The following is a 17,667-nucleotide window of genomic DNA, read 5'->3' as shown; positions in this document are numbered from 1 at the left end:
TTCAATAAATAACTAGTTATATTTTTACTAGTTATGAAAATTTGGACAATCCTTGGCGCAAACCGGCATTGCTACACTGCGCCCGGCTCATCGCCCAGTACCCCGCATACGGCACCGCATTCGCTCGGCCGCGGTCGGGACGCATCACGCACCGCGCACTCACCGGAGACCATTCACGCATGGCAAACGACGATCGCACCACGATCATTCCGCGCAGAACGCCCGAATCGGCGGCCATGGTGGCCGAAGTCAAACGGGCGATGGCGATCACCGCGCGCCTGAACCGCCTGACATTCGACGACGCGGCGGACGTCCGCGCATTGTTCGGTGAACTGATCGGCACGCAAGTGGACGACGGCTTCGTGCTGATCCCGCCGTTTCATGCGACGGGCGGCACCGGCATGAAGCTCGGGCGCAACGTGTTCGTCAACCAGAACTGCACGTTCTACGATCTGGGCGGGCTCGAGATCGGCGACGACGTGATGATCGGCCCGAACGTCAGCCTGATTACCTCCGGTCATCCGGTCGAGCCTTCGCGGCGGCGCGACTGCGTGGTCGCGGAGCCGATCGTGATCGAGCGGAACGTGTGGATCGGCGCGGGCGCGACGATCGTCGGCGGCGTGACGATCGGCGAGAACGCGGTCGTCGCGGCCGCGGCCGTCGTCACGCGGGACGTTCCGCCGAACACGCTGGTCGGCGGCAATCCGGCCAGGATCATCCGGTCGATCGCCGAATGACGTCGCCCAGGCGGTGCGTCGGCGCGATGAAGCCGCGCCGGAGGGATGTGGACAACCCGTCGCCGCGACCACTCGGAACGCTGTGCATTTGAATGGTGAGTGTGCCGCCGAGGCCGGCCGGACAAGCCTTTCCTGCTTCCCCGGCTGTCGCGTGCCGAGGTGTCCGTCGATTGGCAGATGAAAATCCGGTCGCGCGTCCGGTTGTGGATATCCGTGCCTCGGAACGACTCGGCACCCTGTGGTTTTCACAGGTGAGGGTGACCGGATGCCGCGCGATACATGAAGCGGGTGTGGACAACTCGCGGCAAGACGAAGCGAAATGCTGTGCAATTCAACGGTGAGTGTCGCGCCCGATCCGGCCGCGCGCCTGCGCTGGCGTGGGTTTCCGGCCGTTGCCGCGGCTCGGCGCGACGCGACGCGCATTCTAGCCGACTGGCGCTGGCGCGGCTGCGTGACGATGGCATGTGGGCCCCGCGACGCTCCGGCCCCAATCGAAGGGCTGTGCATTCTAACGGTGAGCGCCGACGCGTGGTTCGTGACATGCGGATTTCGACGCGCCCGTCGGGCTTCTCCTGCGACTCGGCGCGCTGTGCAATTCAATGGTGAGCGTGAGCCCGCGATCGGCGCATAGCCTGTCCGTTCGATCGCCGATGCTATGCGAAAGAGAACTCCTGTCACGCGCGGGCGCAAGGTGGCGAGCAACGGCAGCGCGCTCGCCGTGTGGATATCGGTCCGTCGAAACGACTCGCGGCACTGTGTATTTCGACGGTGAGCGTCGGTGCCCGATCGGGTAATGAGCCGCTTCCGGTATGGATTGCCGCCTCCGACGTTCCCCTTAGCAACGTAACGCTGCTATCGATCGCGAGCGCTTGCCAGTGTGGATATCCGTCCATCGAAATGACTCGCGGCACTGTGTATTTCGATGGTGAGCGTCAGTGCCGGGTTGGGCGTGAGCCGCTTCCGGTATGGATTGCCCGCTCGCCATTCTCCTTCGAAACGGACCTTTGCTATCGATCGAGAGCGCTCCCTTCGTGTGGATATCGGTCCGTCGAAACGACTCGCGGCACTGTGTATTTCGACGGTGAGCATCGGTGCCTGATCGGGGGTGAGCCGCTTCCGGTATGGATTGTCTCCTCGCCGTTCCCCTTCGAAACGGACCTCTGCTATCGATCGAGAGCGCCCCCTTCGTGTGGATATCGATTCGTCGAAACGACTCGTGACACTGTGTATTTCGATGGTGAGCGTCCGCGCTCGATCGAGTGACGAGCCGCTTCCGGCCTCGATCGCCCCTCGCCGTTGCCCTTCGAAACGTGCGTCAGCTATCGATTGGAGAACGCGCGTGCATGTGGATATCCGGCCCGCCCAATCACTCGAAGCACTGTGCTTTTGAATGGTGAGGGTGCGCGCACGGCGGGAAGAGAATGCGAGTCCGGACGTGGACAACTACCCCAAGCAGCCAGTCGAAGCCCTGTGTATCCGAACGGTGCGCGCGAAAGGCGACCCGACGAAACGCGCGATTTCCGATGTGGATATTCGCCGTCGAAACCCACTCGCCGCGCTGTGAATTTCACCGGTGAGGGTCGCGATCCGAGCGCCCCGCATGCCGATTCCGGATGTGGACATCCCGGCCCCGGCGCCACTCGAAACGCTGTGCAATCGAACGGTGAGCCTGCGAGCCCGATCGGCCGAAGGGGGCCGCATCGTGGACATCCGGCGCCGCCGACCAATCGGAACCCTGTGCATTTCGACGGTGAGGGTGACGCCCCGATGCCGCCGAAACCCTTCCCGCACGGGGTTCAGGTGCCATTCGCCGGGCAGATCGCGAGCCTGGCCGCGCACACCGGCTTTTCCACCACGACCAGCCGACCGTCCCAACGCCGCCACCCATCGCACTCCCGCCGCCCGCGCGAAAACTCTCTCAAATCCCGACCAAAAGCTGCGCAGTTTTTCTCGCCATAGGCCTGTCCCAGCAAGATGAGAAAAAACATTCTCGGCCCCGCGCGAAAAAATAGAGCCATTCGCTGCCGGCACCGCGCGTCATCCGACGCCCCGCCGCGCAGGGCCCAGAACAGCACAATCCGGAGACATCCCCTCATGACCGCCCGCCTGCCCGTCGACGGCACGCCCACCCTGTCCGACTACCGCCTGACCGACAACCTGACCGCGACGCGCGGCCGGATCTTCCTGACCGGCACGCAGGCGCTGATCCGCCTGCTGCTGATGCAGCGCATGGTCGATACCGAACAGGGGCTCGACACGGCCGGCTTCGTCAGCGGCTATCGCGGCTCGCCGCTCGGCATGGTCGACCAGCAGCTGTGGAAGGCGAAGAAACTGCTCGACGCGAGTGGCGTGCGCTTCCTGCCCGCGATCAACGAGGAACTGGGCGGCACGGCCGTGCTCGGCACGCAGCGCGTCGAAGCCGACCCCGAGCGCACGGTCGAGGGTGTGTATGCGATGTGGTACGGCAAGGGCCCGGGCGTCGATCGCGCGGGCGACGCGCTGAAGCACGGCAATGCATACGGCTCGTCGCCGCACGGCGGCGTGCTGGTGGTAGCCGGCGACGACCACGGCTGCGTGTCGTCGTCGATGCCGCACCAGAGCGACTTCGCGATGATCGCGTGGCACATGCCGGTCGTGAACCCGTCGAACATCGCCGACATGCTCGAATTCGGCCTGTACGGCTGGGCGCTGTCGCGCTACTCGGGCGCGTGGGTCGGCTTCAAGGCGATCTCGGAAACGGTCGAGTCGGGCTCGACCGTCGACCTCGACGCATTGCAGACGCGCTGGCCCGCGCCGGCAGGCTTCACGCCGCCGGCGGGCGGCCTGCACAACCGCTGGCCCGACCTGCCGAGCCTCACGATCGAGGCGCGCCTCGCGGCGAAACTCGACGCGGTGCGCCATTTCGCGCGCACCAACAGCATCGACAAGTGGATCGCGCCGAGCACGCACGCGAACGTCGGCATCGTGACCTGCGGCAAGGCGCACCTCGACCTGATGGAAGCGCTGCGCCGCCTCGACCTGACGGTCGCCGACCTCGACGCGGCCGGCGTGCGGATCTACAAGGTCGGCCTGTCGTATCCGCTCGAAATGACGCGCATCGAAACCTTCGTCGACGGGCTCGCCGAAGTGCTGGTGATCGAGGAGAAGGGCCCCGTCATCGAGCAGCAGATCAAGGACTACCTGTACAACCGCACCGAAGGCGCGCGCCCGCGCGTGCTCGGCAAGCACGACGCGGCCGGCGCGTGCCTGCTGTCGGAGCTCGGCGAATTGCGTCCGTCGCGCATCCTGCCGGTGTTCGCCGACTGGCTCGCGCGCCACAAGCCGGCGCTCGACCGGCGCGAGCGCGTCGTCGATCTCGTCGCGCCGCAGATCCTGTCGAACGAAGCGGACGGCGTGAAGCGCACGCCGTATTTCTGCTCGGGCTGCCCGCACAACACGTCGACGAAGGTGCCGGAAGGCTCGATCGCGCAGGCCGGCATCGGTTGCCACTTCATGGCGTCGTGGATGGAGCGCGACACCACCGGGCTGATCCAGATGGGCGGCGAGGGCGTCGACTGGGCCGCGCACGCGATGTTCACGAACACGAAGCACGTGTTCCAGAACCTCGGCGACGGCACCTACTTCCACTCGGGCATCCTCGCGATCCGCCAGGCGGTCGCCGCGAAAGCGAACATCACGTACAAGATCCTCTACAACGACGCGGTCGCGATGACGGGCGGCCAGCCGGTCGACGGCAGCATCTCGGTGCCGCAGATCGCGCGGCAGGTCGAGGCGGAGGGCGTGTCGCGCTTCGTCGTCGTGTCCGACGAGCCGGAGAAGTACGACGGTCACCACGGCCAGTTCCCGACCGGCACGACGTTCCATCACCGCAGCGAACTCGACACGGTGCAGCGCGAATTGCGCGAGACGCCGGGCGTCACCGTGCTGATCTACGACCAGACCTGCGCGGCCGAGAAGCGCCGCCGCCGCAAGAAAGGCGAATTCCCCGACCCGGACAAGCGCCTGTTCATCAACGACGCGGTGTGCGAAGGCTGCGGCGACTGCGGCGTGCAGTCGAACTGCCTGTCGGTCGAGCCGCTCGAGACGCCGCTCGGCCGCAAGCGCCGCATCGATCAGTCGTCGTGCAACAAGGATTATTCGTGCGTGAACGGCTTCTGCCCGAGCTTCGTGACGGTCGAAGGCGCGGCGCTGAAGAAGGCGGCCGGCGCGGCATTCGACGAAGCGGCGCTCGCCGCGCGCGTCGACGCGCTGCCGGTGCCGGCGACGCACCTGGACGCGGCGCCGTTCGACCTGCTCGTGACGGGCGTCGGCGGCACCGGCGTCGTGACGGTCGGCGCGCTGATCAGCATGGCCGCGCACCTCGAAGGCAAGAGCGCGTCGGTGCTCGACTTCATGGGCTTCGCGCAGAAGGGCGGCTCCGTGCTGTCGTTCGTGCGGATCGCGTCGAGCGACCGCTGGCTGAACCAGGTGCGCATCGACACGCAGCAGGCCGACGTGCTGCTCGCGTGCGACATGGTCGTCGGGGCGAGCGCCGAAGCGCTGCAGACGGTGCGTCACGCGCGCACGCGGATCGTCGTCAACACGCACCGGATCCCGAACGCGTCGTTCGTGCAGAACCCCGACGCGAACCTGCATGCGGACGCATTGCTCGAGAAGATGCATCACGCGGCCGGCGACGGCTACCTGTCGAGCTGCGACGCGCAGGCGCTCGCCGCGAAGTTCCTCGGCGATTCGATCGGCGCGAACATCCTGATGCTCGGCTACGCGTGGCAGCTCGGCCTCGTGCCGGTGTCGCTCGCCGCGATGATGCGCGCGATCGAACTGAACAACGTCGCGGTGCCGATGAACAAGCTCGCGTTCTCGATCGGCCGGATGGCGGCCGGCGACGCGGCGGGCCTCGACGCGTTGTGGAACGCGCGTCATGCGGTGGCCGCGCACGCCGCGCCGGAGACGCTCGCCGAGCTGATCGCCGATCGCGAAGCGCGTCTCGACGCATACGGCGGCGCGCGCTACGTCGAGCGCTACCGGGCGCTGGTGAGTGCGGCGCGCGCGAAGGGCGACGATACGCTGACGCGCGCGGTCGCGACGACGTTCTACCGGCTGCTCGCGGTGAAGGACGAATACGAAGTCGCGCGGCTGTACACGGACGACGCGTTCCGCACCGCGCTCGAAGCGCAGTTCGAAGGCGTGCCGGGGCAGGCGTACCGCGTGAAGTTCAACCTGGCGCCGCCGACGGTCGCGAAGGCCGGCCGCGACGGCGGCACGCCGAAGAAGCGCGTGTTCGGCCAGTGGATGTGGCCGGTGCTCGGCATGCTGGCGCGCGTGCGCAGCCTGCGCGGCACGTGGCTCGATCCGTTCGGCCGCACGGTCGAGCGCAAGATGGAGCGTGCGCTCGCCGACGACTACGAGACCACGCTCACGCGCGCGTTCGCCGCGATGACGCCCGGCAATGCGGCGCAGGTCGTGCAACTGGCCGACCTGCACGCCCGCGTGCGCGGCTTCGGTCACGTGAAGGTGCGCAACCTGGCCGGCGTGAAGCGCGCGGAGCGCGAGCTCGCGCTGCAGCTCGGCATCGACGCGGCGACGAGCGCGGCCGTGCAGCACGCGCTCGACGAGATGAAGGGCGCGGGGATGCTGAAGGGGATTCCGGTCGTCGTCGCGAAGTAACGCCGCGGCGGGCGGACTGAAAACGGCGACGCTCGTGCGTCGCCGTTTTTTATGCTGCTCGGCGGCTGCGCGCGAGCCGCGGCCGGCCGGTCAGAGAATGCCCTTCTTGCGCGTCGACAGCGCGGTTTCCGACAGGTCGATCTCGCGAAGCAGCTTCGTCAGCGTTTCGTCGGAAATCTTGCTGTCGGTGCGCAGCCGGTACAGCGCCGAGCGTTCCGCGCGCACGGCCGCGATCCGCATCTGCAACTCCATCGTTTCGGCCTGCTTCGCTTCCGCGCGCGGCGTGGGGCCGTCGTCGGCCAGCGCGGCCAGCCGGCGGCGATACTGGTCCATCACGCGCGCGGAGATGTCCGCGCAGCGCGCGGCGCCCGATTCGTCGAGATCGGCCGAAATCGCGTCGTGCGACGAATCGATCGCGCGGATCGCGGCCTGCGCGGCGGCCGAGCGTGCGATGCGCTCCTCGTCGCCGAGCGGGTTGCGCGTCGAGCGCACGCCGCGCAGCAGCAGCGGCAGGCCGATCACCGCGACGATCAGCGAGCCGAGGATCACGGCCGACGCGATGAAGATCGCGGTGTCGCGCCCCGGCAGCGGCGCGCCGTCGGACAGCGCGACCGGGATCGACAGCACGCCGGCGAGCGTGACCGCGCCGCGCACGCCGCCGACCGTCATCACCGCGATCGTGCGCACGCCGGCCATCGTGCCGGCGAGGCCGTGGCGCGCCGCGCGGCGGCTCGCGAACCAGCGCAGCAGCCACACCCACAGGAAGCGGATCGCATAGAGCGCGAGCATCATCGCGCATACGTTGAAGATCATGCGGCCGACCAGCGCGTCGCTCGTATGGTGCGCGTCGACGAGCGCGCGGCCGATGATGTGCGGCAACTGCAGCCCGAGCATGATGAACACCATGCCGTTGAACACGAACTCGATCATCGCCCACGTGCTTTCGGCGCGCACGCGCGACGCGACGGTGCTTTTGCGCGAGAAGCTCGTGTAATTCATCATCATCCCGGCCGACACGGCCGCGAGCACGCCCGACAGGTCGAGGTGCTCGGCGAACAGATAGGCCGCGAACGGCACCAGCAGCGTCATCACGATGCCGGGCGCCGGGTCGCCTTCCTGTTCGGCGTTCAGGAAGCGTGTCGACAGCGCGCTGAACAGCCAGGACACGATCGCGCCCGTCGCGAGCCCGCCGGCCGCGACGATCACGAACGTGACGGACGCGGCGCGCAGCGAGAACACGCCCGTCAGCGCGGCCGCGATCGCGAACTTCAGCGCGACGAGGCCCGACGCGTCGTTCATCAGCGCCTCGCCTTCGAGGATGTGCATCAGTTGCGGCGGGATGCGACCCTTGCCGGCGATGCCCGACAGCGCGACCGCATCGGTCGGCGACAGCACGGCCGCGAGCGCGAACGCGATCGGCAGCGGCAACTCGGGAATCAGCCAGTGGGCGAAGTAGCCCACTGCGAGTACCGTCATGAACACGAGCCCGAACGCGAGCATCAGGATCGCGCGGCGCTGCAGGTAGAGCTCGCGCTTCGGAATCCGCCAGCCGTCCGCGAACAGCAGCGGCGGAATGAACAGCAGCATGAAGATCTCGGGATCGAACGTGACGTGCAGGTTCAGCTTCGGCCACGCGAGCATCGCGCCGAACGCGATCTGCATCAGCGGCAGCGGCAGTTGCAACGGCAGGAGGCGCGTGACCGCGCCGGACAGCGCGACGGTCAGCAGCAGAATGAGGACTGTGAAAACGATTTCCATCGATACGGGGAATGAAACGATCGTACGGAGTGTAGCGTGACGACGCGACGGATGCGCTCGAGCGGCCGGTGCGTGCGCACGGATATGGTGCGCCGGCGGCGCGCCACGGTGGTGCGGCTGCCCGGCGCGCCGCATGGCGCATGGGTGTTGCGCACCTTGCACGGAGCTTGCTTGATGGAGAGCAGCCGCCCGGCTCCGCGCCGGGCAACCGAGGGTCCAACCATGACATTGCGCGCGCCGTCCCGTTCGTCGTCCGTTTCGCCGGACGTCGCGTTCGACTGCATCACCAGGAGGAAGGCATGACGATCGTGCAACAGGAGCGTCCGGCCGCCGCGTCGCCGTACCGGTTCGAGCGGGAGATGAGCTCCGGCTTCGAACGGCTGGCGACGCAGCACCGCGACCTGACGCTCACGACCGTGTTCCAGCCGATATTCAGCCTGTCGCACCAGCGTGCGGTGGGCTACGAGGCGCTGCTGCGCGCGCACGATGCGCTCGACCGCCCCGTGTCGCCGCTCGACGTGTTCGGCGAAGCCGCGCGCCGGGACGAACTGCTGCAGCTCGACCGGCTCGCGCAGGCGCTGCATCTGGAGAACTTCGCGCTGCTCGGCGCCGAGCGCGAGTGGCTGTTTCTCAACGTCCATCCGGGCGTGCTCACCGACCCGTTCCAGGCGGCCGCGCTGCTCGCGAACCTGAAGCGGCTCGGCATGCCGCCGCGGCGCATCGTGCTCGAAGTGCTCGAACAGCGCGCGGAAGACGTCGAACGGCTCGCGGAGGCCGTCCGCGAATTCCGCACGCACGGCTTCCTGATCGCGCTCGACGATTTCGGCGCGGGCCACTCGAACCTCGAACGGATCTGGCAGCTCAATCCGGACATCGTGAAGCTCGACCGGATCATGCTGTCGCACGCGGCGCACCGCACCGGGCTCACCGCGATCCTGCACGGGCTCGTGACGCTGCTGCACGAGGCCGGCAAGCTCGTGCTCGTCGAAGGAATCGAGACCGAGCACGAGGCGCAGATCGCGCTGTCGTGCGAGGCCGATTTCGTGCAGGGCTACTACTTCGGCCGCCCGGCGCCGGGGCTGCCCGACAGCGCGACGGCGACCGGCTGCATCGGCGAGCTGACCGAGCGCTTTCGTCAGCAGACCGAAGCGCGCGAGCGGCGCGACACGCAGCGGCTCGCACCGTACCTGCGCGCGTTCGAGCGGGCGGCCGAGCGCCTCGCGGCCGGCGAGCCGCTCGACGAGGTGTGCTGGAATTTCCTCGCGCTCGATGCGGCCGCGCGCTGCTTCCTGCTCGATGCGCAGGGCCGGCAGTCGGGCCGCAACGTCGTGCTGCGCGCCGATCGCGCGCTCGCCGAGGCGCGTTTTTCGCCGCTGGCGGACGCGCAGGGCGCGAACTGGCTGCGCCGGCCGTATTTCCGCTCGGCGATCGCCGAACCGGGGCGCGTGCAGGTCACGCGGCCGTACCTGTCGATCAACGAGGCGCAGCCGTGCGTGACGCTGTCGGTGGCCGTGCGGGTCGGCGATGCGCAGCGCGTGCTGTGCGGCGATATCGACTGGACCGACGAGGACGCGCAAGCGGCGTAGCGGCACACGGCCCGGATGCGGCGAGCGGCGGCGCGGAGGCAGCCTTTGCGTTCGCCGCGCGCTTCCCCGACAATGCGCGAGCGCGGCCGTCGTGACCGCGCTCGCGCCGTCCGGGGGGCCACCATGGCGGCGAATAAAAAAGGAAAACACCATGAAACGACCGGTTTCGCTGACCATCCTCGCGTGGATCATCATCGTGACCAACGCGATCACCTGCGTCTATACGCCGTTCTCGATCGGCATGCCGACCACCCAGGCGCTGTTGTCGCATTACCTGCTGCCCGTCTGGGCCACGCTCGGCATCAGCGTGATCGTCGAAGCCGCGAACGTCGTGATCGGCTTCGCGATCCTCAAGGGGCGCGAGTGGTCGCGCAACGCGTACATCGCGACGTCCGCGTTCGGCTTCGCATTTTCGTTCGTCAACATGCCGAAGTCGCTGTTCGTGGCGCTGATCCCCGGTTTCCTGCTGTTCGCGCTGTTCATCTACCTGCTGTTCCGACGCCCCGCGACTGCGTATTTCCGGCAGGCGCTCGCGTGAGCGTCGTGCGCAACGTGCTGGCGATCGTGCTGGTCTCGGTCGCCGGCTTCTGCGTGGTCGCCGCGCAGATGGCCGCGTTCATGAAAGTCGGCCAGGCGGGCGCGACGGCCGCGTTCGGGATGATCGGCTGGGCGATGCTCGTGCTCATGCCGGCGATCGTCGACGTGATGCAGCAGCAGGGCGCGTACTCCAACGCGCGGATGTTCCGCTTCGTGCCCGAAGCAGGCGTCTGGCTCATGCGGCGCGGCTGACGTACTGGGCTGAAATACGCGGCCGCCGGCACGCTGGCGTCCGTCACGCGGCTCGGCTAGGATGCGCGAATTGTCCAGACGATTCGCGGGCCGCCCATGAACCGACACGCCGCTTCTTCCGTTCTCCTCGAAGTGATCGCCACGACCGTCGGCGATGCGAAGGTTGCCGCCCGCGCGGGCGCCGACCGCCTCGAACTCGTGACCGCGATCACCGAAGGCGGGCTGACGCCGAGCGTCGGCCTGATCGAGGCCGTCGTGGCCGCGGTGCCGATTCCCGTCAACGTGATCGTGCGTCCGCACAGCCGCTCGTTCGTCTATGACGCCGACGACCTGCGCGTGATCGAGCGCGACGTGCGCGCGGCCGTCGCGGCCGGCGCGAACGGCGTCGTGTTTGGTGCGCTCGATGCGCACGGCGACGTCGATCTCGGCGCGCTGGCCCGCATTGCTGCCGCTGCGGACGGGCGCGCGCTCACGTTCCACCGCGCATTCGACGTCGCGCGCGACCTGAACGCCGCGTTCGACGCCTTGCTGCGCGTGCCGGCCGTCACGTCCGTGCTGACGTCGGGCGGCCATCCGTCGGTGCTCGATGCGGTCGCGACGATCACGCGGCTCGTGCGGCAGTCGGCGGGCACGACCTGCACGGTGCTGGCAGGCTCCGGGCTCACGATCGACGCGGTCGGCGATTTCGTGCGCGCCACCGGCGTGCGCGCGGTGCATTTCGGCTCGGGCGTGCGGCCGCGCGGCGAGGTGCTGGCGCCCGTCGACGCGCAGCGCGTCGAACGCGTGCGCGCGGCGCTCGACGGCGCGGCGTCGCACGTGTGACGTACGTTCCGACACCGCACGACACAAACACGACACGACATCATCGGGGAGAGCGGGCCACATGACGGACGCCACGCACGACGGCGCGGACGACGATGCCGCGCCCGGCTGGGACGCGATCGACGCCGCGCTCGCGCGCCTTTATCCGGGCCAGGAGCCGAAGCACTACGGCACGTTGGTCAAGTGGCGGCTCGGCGGCCCCGATCCGCTCGACGGGATCAGCGTGTGGCGGCGCGCGGCACCCGTGCCGCACTGGCATTTCGTCACGTACGGGCTGAGCGAGCTGTATGCGAAGGAGTCGGACGATCCGGCCGTCAGCGGCTTCGGCTTCGAGCTGACGATGCGCGTCGCGTGCGTGGCTGGCGACGACGAGCCGCCGCGCTGGGTCTTCAGCTTCCTGCAGAATCTCGCGCGCTACGTGTTCCAGAGCGGCAACGCGTTCGACGACGGCCACTGGATGACGGCCAACGGCCCGATCGCGCTCGATACCGATACGGCGCTCTGCTCGATGGGCTTCGCGTTCGATCCGGAGTTGCCGGCGATCGACACGCCGCACGGCCGTCTCGCGTTCCTGCAGGTCGTCGGGCTGACGCTCGACGAGGAACGCGCCGCGAAGCGCTGGCGCACGCGGGCGCTGCTCGACACGCTGCTGCCGCACATGCCGCTGTGGGTGACCGATCTCGGCCGCGCGTCGCTGCTCGAACGCGCGGACGTGCGCGAGCAGGTCGACGCGGGCACGCAGCGCGACGGCTCGGCGAGCGGTTACCTGTTCACCGACGTGCTCGGCTGGGGCACCCGCAAGCGGCTGCTGCGCGCGCCGGTGATCGAGATCACCGTCGGCGCGCGGCAGGTCGACGAACTCGTCACGCTACTGCCGCTGCGGCTGCCGTTCGACCGGCCGTTTCGCCTCGTCGGTCACGACGGCGCGGTGCGGTTCGTGCGCGGCGACGCGAACGGCGTGAGCGACGAAGACGGCACGCTGACGCTGCGGCTCTCCGACGCGACGGTGCAGGCGCTGGCGCGCACGCTGAAGCCGCGCGCCGGCGAGTATGCGATCGACGGGCTCGACGGCGTGCGCTGGCGGGTCGAGCCGACGGTGATCCGCGACGCGCAGGGCCATCCGGTGCAGACGATCGGCTAGGGCCGGCGCCCGAGCCGCGGCGCGTCACGTGTTGCGCACGAACCAGGTCCGCTTCGCGGTGCCGAGCAGCGCGCGATAGACGAGCCACGACACGACGAAGGTGGCCGGCGCCGACAGCGACGCGGCGAACCCGGTCGCCTGGTTCAGCGCGAGCCCCGCGAACGCGCCCGCGAACCACGCGGTCAGGCCGCCCGGATTGAACACCGGCACGTGCGCGTCGCGGCATTCGACGTCGTCGCCGACGAGCTGCCCGTAGCGCGCCGACAGGATGTGCGCGAGCGCGACGCCGACCCACGCGACGACGAAGATGCCCTGGTACGCGAGCGCTTGCAGAATCCGCGAGAAGATGTCGGCCATCATCAGCGCATAGACGACCGCGCCGACCACGACCGCCCACACGAATTTCGGCGCGCGCAGCCCCGCGACCTTCTGGAAGAACGCCTGCATGTTGACGGTCGCGAGGTAGTAGTTCGCGGTATTGATGCGCGACTGCGTGACCCACACGAACAGCAGCCCCCACACGCCCATCAGCTTCAGCAGCGCGAGCACGACCGACACTTCCGACAGCGTGCCGAGCCCGGGAATCGTGCTGACGAGATAGATGCCGGCCGCGCCGTTGACGAGGAACGTGACGAGGTAGAACGGCATCCCGAAGTTGAAGCGGCCGTGATAGCGGGCGTCGGCCTTGCGGCCGAAGCGCGCGTAGTCGAACGTGAACATCATCAGCACCCATACGCCCATGTAGTAGACGAAGCACTGCCACCAGCCGCCGGCCGGGGCGCCGCCCGCCGGCCCCAAATCGAGCCACTCGGCGTGATAGCCGTACTCGGCCGTCGCGAGCCCGACCGCCGCGAGCAACCCGAACAGGTAGAACGGCAGCAGCACGCCGTTGAACTTGTCGAGCCAGTGCTGCACGCTGCCGAACACGAGCGGCACGCTGTAGCAGACGACGATCAGCGCGGCCCACTTGTAGTCGAGCGCCGGAAACTGGTGATGCGCGGCGACCGCGATCACCGAGCCCTCGAACACCGCGTAGTAGATCGCCGTCGCGAAGAAGATCAGCGTCGCGAGCGCCGCGCCCGCGCTGCCGAACAGCACGCGCGAGAACAGCGCGACCGACAGGCCGGTACGGATCGCGTAGCGGCTGATGATCGAATTGACGATGCCGTACGAGACGACCGACAGTGCCATCCCGATCAGCGCGTTGCGCGCGCCGTAGGTGAGTGCGAGCGTCGCGCCGACGACGATATAGAACACCGCGCTGCAGACGGCCCACCACGCCATCGTCAGCGAAAAGGGCGGCATGCGTGCGTGATCGGGAATGGCGAGCGTCGACAGGTCGAGATCCTCGTCGGTGCGGGCCTGAGCCAGGTTGGCCATGAGCGTGCTCCTCGATGAGCAAAACAGCGGACGACGTCTGGGCCGCGGCACATGCGATCCGCGGGGTTGCCCCGACGTCGGGGCGGGCAACCGGTCCGGCGAAAACGGCGCGCAAGCGTCCCCGCCGTGCCGCGCGCGGCCGCACGGACGGGAAACGGAAGCGAAGGATGAAAGCGGAGGGCGGCGCACGGCGCCCGGCGCGGCGGCCGGGCGCGTGGCGCTCAGTCCTTCAGTACGGCGCGCAGCAGCGCGAGGCGCCGCTGATACTCGCGGCGCGCGGCGAGCGCGTCGGCCATCGTCACGCGCACGAAGCGCGCGCGATGGTTCGGCTGCATCTGGCCGATCAGGTCCATGTCGGCGCTGATGACCGTGCCGATCGTCGCGTAGCCGCCGCCCGACACCGCATCGCGATGCAGGATGATCGGCTCGACCCCGGCCGGCACCTGGATCGATCCGATCGGATAGCACGCGTCGACGATGTTCGACGGATCGGCCCCGGCGCCGAACGGCTGCTCGCGCGGCCGGAACTGCAGCGGCCGGCCGTTCTTGTAGCGGTAGCCGATGCGGTCCGCCTCGGGCGCGACCGTCCATTCGTCATCGAAGAACGTGTGCGCCGACGCGTCGGTGAGCCGGTAGTGGTACAGCCCCGGCAGCACGCGCAGTTCGACTTGGCTGTCCAGCGGCCGGCTGACCGACGCCGGCAGTTCGCGCCCTTCGCGAAGCGTGCCGCGCGCCGCGCCGATCGGCAAACGGTCGCCTTTCTGCAGGCGCCGGCCCGCGTGGCCGCCGATCGCGCCGAGCGTGTAGGTCGAGCGGCTGCCGAGCACGACCGGCACGTCGATGCCACCCGCGACGGCCAGGTACGCGCGGGCGCCGCCCTTCACGTAGGCGAACGACAGCACGCTGCCCGCGCGAATCCACAGCGCGACGTTGCAGCGCTGCCCGACGCCGTCGATCTTCGGGGTCATCTCGGCGCCCGTGACGGCGACCAGCGCGTCCGCATGGAACAGCAGTTCCGGGCCGAGCAGCGTGCATTCGAGCACGGCCGCCTGTTCCGGATTGCCGACCAGCAGGTTCGCCGCGCGCGACGCGTACTGGTCGAGCGAGCCCGACGGCGGGATGCCGACGTGGTAGTAGCCTTGCCGGCCCGTATCCTGGACCGACGTCGCGAGGCCGGGTTTCACGACCTCGATCAGGTTGTGCGCGTCAGCGGGCATGCAGCACCTCGACGAGAGAACGGTTGACCGCATCGGGATCGCGCCGGAACGCGTCGAGCGAGAATTTCACGGGGCGCACGCGCAGCGAGAAGGTACCCGCTTCGACGGCCGCCACCGCGGCGTCATAGGCGTCGCGATCGATCGGCTGGAACTTCACGATGTCGCCGGGCCGGAAGAACACCATGAAATCGCGCAGGTAGTCGAGCCGCTGCGCGGGATCGAAGATCGGCGCCGGCGTCACGCCGAACATCTGGTAGCCGCCCGCGCCGCGCACCGAGTAGATGCAACCGAAGCAGCCGCCGTGGCCGACCGTCAGCTTCGGCGTGTCGGTGCGCGGCCGCAGGTATTTCGGTACTTCGAGCTGCCGTTCGCGCTCGACCATCTGGTACATGAACGGCAGGCCGGCGACGAAGCCGACCATCGACACGAACCACGGCGAGCCCGAGTGCGCGGCGATGAAGTCGTCGACGTCGCGCTTGCCGTTGATCCGCGCCGCATATTCGAGGTCGGTCGACGACGGGTCCTGGTGACGCTCGCGAAACCGCATCAGCGTCTCGTGCGTCCACGGGTCGTTGTACAGCACCGGCACCTCGACGATGCGGGTATCGAGTTCGAGCGGCGCGTCGCCGACCTTGGCCTCGATTGCCTTGAGCAGCGTGACGAGCGTGTCGGGCTCGATCACGTCCGGGTCGTAGCGCACCTGGTAGGACGCGTTCGCCGGACAGATCTCGGTGATGCCCGGCACCGCGCGCCGCTGCAGTTCGCGCGTGATCGCCGTGCCCTTGAAGAAGGCGTCGAGCGACATCGCCTCGCTGATCTCGACGAACACGAACTCGTCGCCGCCGAACGTATAACGGGTCGTCACAGGGCCTCCCCGACGCGCGCGGCGTCCGCGGTTTCGTGCTGCCGGGCGGCGGCCGTCGCGGCCTCGCGCCATGACGGCATCCACGCTTCGAGAAAATTCGTGTGATAGCGGCCCGCGCGCACGTCGTCGTCCGCGAGCAGCGCGACGTGCAGCGGCGCGGTGGTCTTCAGGCCGCCGACCTGCAGCTCGCCGAGCGCGCGAGACAGACGCCGCAATGCGGCCGCGCGGCTCTCGTCGTGCACGATCAGTTTCGCGAGCAGCGAATCGTAGAACGGCGGCACGACGTAGCCCGGGTAGAGCAGCGAATCGACGCGCACGCCGGGGCCGGTCGGCCACACCAGTGTGTCGATCCGGCCCGGATTCGGGCGGAAATCCTGCAGCGGATCTTCCGCGTTGATCCGGCATTCGAGCGCGGCGCCGCGCATCGCGATGTCGGCCTGCGCGAATCGCAGCGGCTCGCCGTCGGCGATGCGCAGCGTTTCGCGCACGAGATCGATGCCGGTGATCGCCTCGGTCACCGGATGCTCGACCTGGATGCGCGTGTTCATCTCGATGAAGTAGAACTCGCCGCGCGCATCGTCGAACAGGTATTCGAGCGTGCCCGCGCTGCGGTAGCCGACCTCGCGCGCGAGCCGCGTGGCCGACGCGCACAGCGCGTCGCGCTGCGCCGGCGTGAGCGACGGCGACGGCGCTTCCTCGAGGATCTTCTGGCGGCGCCGCTGCAGCGAGCATTCGCGCTCGAACAGGTGGACGACGTCGCGGCCGTCGCCGAGCACCTGCACCTCGATGTGCCGCGCCCGCGCGATGAAGCGTTCGAGATAGACGCCGCCGTCGCCGAACGCGGCCTGCGCCTCGCGCTGCGCGAGCGGCAGTTCGGCGTCGAGCTGCGCGGCGTCGTGCGCGACGCGGATGCCGCGCCCGCCGCCGCCCGCGGCCGCCTTGATCATGATCGGATAGCCGATGCGCGCGGCGACTTCCCGCGCCTCGTCGAGCGACTGCACGACACCGTCGCTGCCGGGCACGGTCGGCACATTGGCACGCCGCGCGGTTTCGCGTGCGCGGGCCTTGTCGCCCATCGTCGCGATTATGTGCGCGTCCGGGCCGACGAAGATCAGCCCGGCCGCCTCGACCTGCGCGGCGAACGCCGCGTTCTCGGACAGGAAGCCGTAGCCCGGATGGATCGCGTCCGCGCCGCATTGCCGCGCGGCGTCGAGGATCGCGGCCGGATTCAGATAACTCTTCGCCGCATGCGACGACCCGATGTGGATCGCTTCGTCGGCCATGCGCGCGGCGAGGCTGTCGCGGTCCGCGTCGCTGACGACGGCGACCGCGCGCATGCCGAGCTCGCGTGCCGCGCGGATCACGCGCACCGCGATTTCGCCGCGGTTCGCGACCAGCACGGTCTTGATCCGCGACGGTCGATAGAAGGTGTCGGGGGCGTTTGCCGGCTTCATCGCATCACCCCTCGATCCGCATCAGCACCTGGCCGGCGTCGACCGGCTCGCCATCGTCGACGAGCAGCTCGACGACGCAGCCCGCCGCATCGGCTTCGATCTCGGTGAACTGCTTCATCACTTCGACGAGGCCGACCACCGCGCCGGCCGCGACCGTCGCATTCACCGCGACGTAGTAGTCCGCCTCGGGCGACGGGCGTCGGTAGAACGTGCCCGGCAGCGGGCTGACGATGTCGTGCAATGCCATCTTG

Annotated in this window: 15 protein-coding genes; 8 read left to right on the top strand and 7 right to left on the bottom strand. The window is 68.8% G+C overall.

Annotated features, from left to right (window positions below; genetic code table 11):
• The first annotated feature begins 179 nt into the window (after positions 1–179).
• Both HWX62_RS16195 and HWX62_RS33210 read left to right on the top strand, forming a co-directional pair.
• Positions 180–737, top strand: a complete 558-nt coding sequence (locus HWX62_RS16195) for a DapH/DapD/GlmU-related protein (protein ID WP_175927998.1) — start codon at positions 180–182, stop codon at positions 735–737.
• Between the two features lie 1,435 nt (positions 738–2,172).
• Positions 2,173–2,301: a hypothetical protein gene (locus HWX62_RS33210; protein WP_279610465.1), complete on the top strand. Its 129-nt coding sequence runs from the start codon at positions 2,173–2,175 to the stop codon at positions 2,299–2,301.
• Positions 2,302–2,533: 232 nt separating this feature from the next.
• On the opposite strand, the gene HWX62_RS16190 is transcribed toward HWX62_RS33210, so the two are convergent.
• Positions 2,534–2,725, bottom strand: coding sequence for a hypothetical protein (locus HWX62_RS16190; RefSeq protein ID WP_175927997.1), 192 nt, complete (start codon positions 2,723–2,725; stop codon positions 2,534–2,536).
• 106 nt (positions 2,726–2,831) lie between these two features.
• On the opposite strand from HWX62_RS16190, the gene HWX62_RS16185 reads away from it, so the two are divergent.
• A complete protein-coding gene (locus HWX62_RS16185) occupies positions 2,832–6,404 on the top strand; it encodes an indolepyruvate ferredoxin oxidoreductase family protein (protein ID WP_175927996.1) in 3,573 nt (1,190 codons plus the stop codon).
• Between the two features lie 90 nt (positions 6,405–6,494).
• Here HWX62_RS16185 and HWX62_RS16180 read toward each other — a convergent pair whose 3' ends face one another.
• Positions 6,495–8,162 (bottom strand): Na+/H+ antiporter, encoded by a 1,668-nt coding sequence (locus HWX62_RS16180; protein WP_175927995.1) that lies wholly within the window; start codon positions 8,160–8,162, stop codon positions 6,495–6,497.
• Between the two features lie 299 nt (positions 8,163–8,461).
• Here HWX62_RS16180 and HWX62_RS16175 point away from each other — a divergent pair, with 299 nt between their 5' ends.
• The 5 genes from HWX62_RS16175 (at position 8,462) to HWX62_RS16155 (ending at position 12,500) form a co-directional block, all read left to right on the top strand.
• Positions 8,462–9,748 carry an EAL domain-containing protein gene (locus HWX62_RS16175; RefSeq protein WP_175927994.1) on the top strand — a complete coding sequence of 429 codons (1,287 nt, stop codon included), beginning with the start codon at positions 8,462–8,464 and terminating at the stop codon, positions 9,746–9,748.
• Between the two features lie 151 nt (positions 9,749–9,899).
• A complete protein-coding gene (locus tag HWX62_RS16170; protein ID WP_175927993.1) occupies positions 9,900–10,286 on the top strand; it encodes a hypothetical protein in 387 nt (128 codons plus the stop codon).
• Positions 10,283–10,537: a hypothetical protein gene (locus tag HWX62_RS16165; protein WP_175927992.1), complete on the top strand. Its 255-nt coding sequence runs from the start codon at positions 10,283–10,285 to the stop codon at positions 10,535–10,537. The genes HWX62_RS16170 and HWX62_RS16165 overlap by 4 nt, the downstream gene beginning before the upstream one ends.
• A 96-nt stretch (positions 10,538–10,633) precedes the next feature.
• Positions 10,634–11,359, top strand: a complete 726-nt coding sequence (locus HWX62_RS16160; protein ID WP_175927991.1) for a copper homeostasis protein CutC — start codon at positions 10,634–10,636, stop codon at positions 11,357–11,359.
• Between the two features lie 61 nt (positions 11,360–11,420).
• Positions 11,421–12,500: a suppressor of fused domain protein gene (locus HWX62_RS16155; protein ID WP_175927990.1), complete on the top strand. Its 1,080-nt coding sequence runs from the start codon at positions 11,421–11,423 to the stop codon at positions 12,498–12,500.
• Positions 12,501–12,524: 24 nt separating this feature from the next.
• Here the strand turns inward: HWX62_RS16155 and HWX62_RS16150 are convergent, their stop codons facing one another.
• The 5 genes from HWX62_RS16150 to HWX62_RS16130 all read right to left on the bottom strand — a co-directional run bounded on the left by HWX62_RS16150 (position 12,525) and on the right by HWX62_RS16130 (position 17,663).
• Positions 12,525–13,880, bottom strand: a complete 1,356-nt coding sequence (locus HWX62_RS16150; protein WP_175927989.1) for an allantoin permease — start codon at positions 13,878–13,880, stop codon at positions 12,525–12,527.
• Between the two features lie 221 nt (positions 13,881–14,101).
• Positions 14,102–15,097, bottom strand: a complete 996-nt coding sequence (locus tag HWX62_RS16145) for a biotin-dependent carboxyltransferase family protein (protein ID WP_006483468.1) — start codon at positions 15,095–15,097, stop codon at positions 14,102–14,104.
• Entirely contained in the window at positions 15,087–15,962 is an 876-nt protein-coding gene (locus tag HWX62_RS16140; protein ID WP_175927988.1) for an allophanate hydrolase subunit 1, read from the bottom strand. The genes HWX62_RS16145 and HWX62_RS16140 overlap by 11 nt, the downstream gene beginning before the upstream one ends.
• Positions 15,959–17,416: an acetyl-CoA carboxylase biotin carboxylase subunit gene (locus HWX62_RS16135; RefSeq protein ID WP_175927987.1), complete on the bottom strand. Its 1,458-nt coding sequence runs from the start codon at positions 17,414–17,416 to the stop codon at positions 15,959–15,961. The genes HWX62_RS16140 and HWX62_RS16135 overlap by 4 nt, the downstream gene beginning before the upstream one ends.
• 4 nt (positions 17,417–17,420) lie before the next feature.
• Positions 17,421–17,663, bottom strand: a complete 243-nt coding sequence (locus tag HWX62_RS16130; protein ID WP_175927986.1) for an acetyl-CoA carboxylase — start codon at positions 17,661–17,663, stop codon at positions 17,421–17,423.
• Between the last annotated feature and the right edge of the window lie 4 nt (positions 17,664–17,667).

It is taken from the genome of Burkholderia sp. BCC0506 (genome assembly GCF_902833145.1).
Lineage (GTDB): Bacteria > Pseudomonadota > Gammaproteobacteria > Burkholderiales > Burkholderiaceae > Burkholderia.
This window is presented reverse-complemented; position numbering and strand designations above follow the sequence as displayed.

Excerpts from the sequence above, each read along its gene's own strand:
- HWX62_RS16195 (WP_175927998.1), top strand. The coding sequence starts at position 180 with ATGGCAAACGACGATCGCACCACGATCATTCCGCGCAGAACGCCCGAA.
- HWX62_RS16190 (WP_175927997.1), bottom strand. The coding sequence starts at position 2,725 with ATGTTTTTTCTCATCTTGCTGGGACAGGCCTATGGCGAGAAAAACTGC.
- HWX62_RS16185 (WP_175927996.1), top strand. The coding sequence starts at position 2,832 with ATGACCGCCCGCCTGCCCGTCGACGGCACGCCCACCCTGTCCGACTAC.
- HWX62_RS16180 (WP_175927995.1), bottom strand. The coding sequence starts at position 8,162 with ATGGAAATCGTTTTCACAGTCCTCATTCTGCTGCTGACCGTCGCGCTG.
- HWX62_RS16175 (WP_175927994.1), top strand. The coding sequence starts at position 8,462 with ATGACGATCGTGCAACAGGAGCGTCCGGCCGCCGCGTCGCCGTACCGG.
- HWX62_RS16170 (WP_175927993.1), top strand. The coding sequence starts at position 9,900 with ATGAAACGACCGGTTTCGCTGACCATCCTCGCGTGGATCATCATCGTG.
- HWX62_RS16160 (WP_175927991.1), top strand. The coding sequence starts at position 10,634 with ATGAACCGACACGCCGCTTCTTCCGTTCTCCTCGAAGTGATCGCCACG.
- HWX62_RS16155 (WP_175927990.1), top strand. The coding sequence starts at position 11,421 with ATGACGGACGCCACGCACGACGGCGCGGACGACGATGCCGCGCCCGGC.
- HWX62_RS16150 (WP_175927989.1), bottom strand. The coding sequence starts at position 13,880 with ATGGCCAACCTGGCTCAGGCCCGCACCGACGAGGATCTCGACCTGTCG.
- HWX62_RS16145 (WP_006483468.1), bottom strand. The coding sequence starts at position 15,097 with ATGCCCGCTGACGCGCACAACCTGATCGAGGTCGTGAAACCCGGCCTC.
- HWX62_RS16135 (WP_175927987.1), bottom strand. The coding sequence starts at position 17,416 with ATGAAGCCGGCAAACGCCCCCGACACCTTCTATCGACCGTCGCGGATC.
- HWX62_RS16130 (WP_175927986.1), bottom strand. The coding sequence starts at position 17,663 with ATGGCATTGCACGACATCGTCAGCCCGCTGCCGGGCACGTTCTACCGA.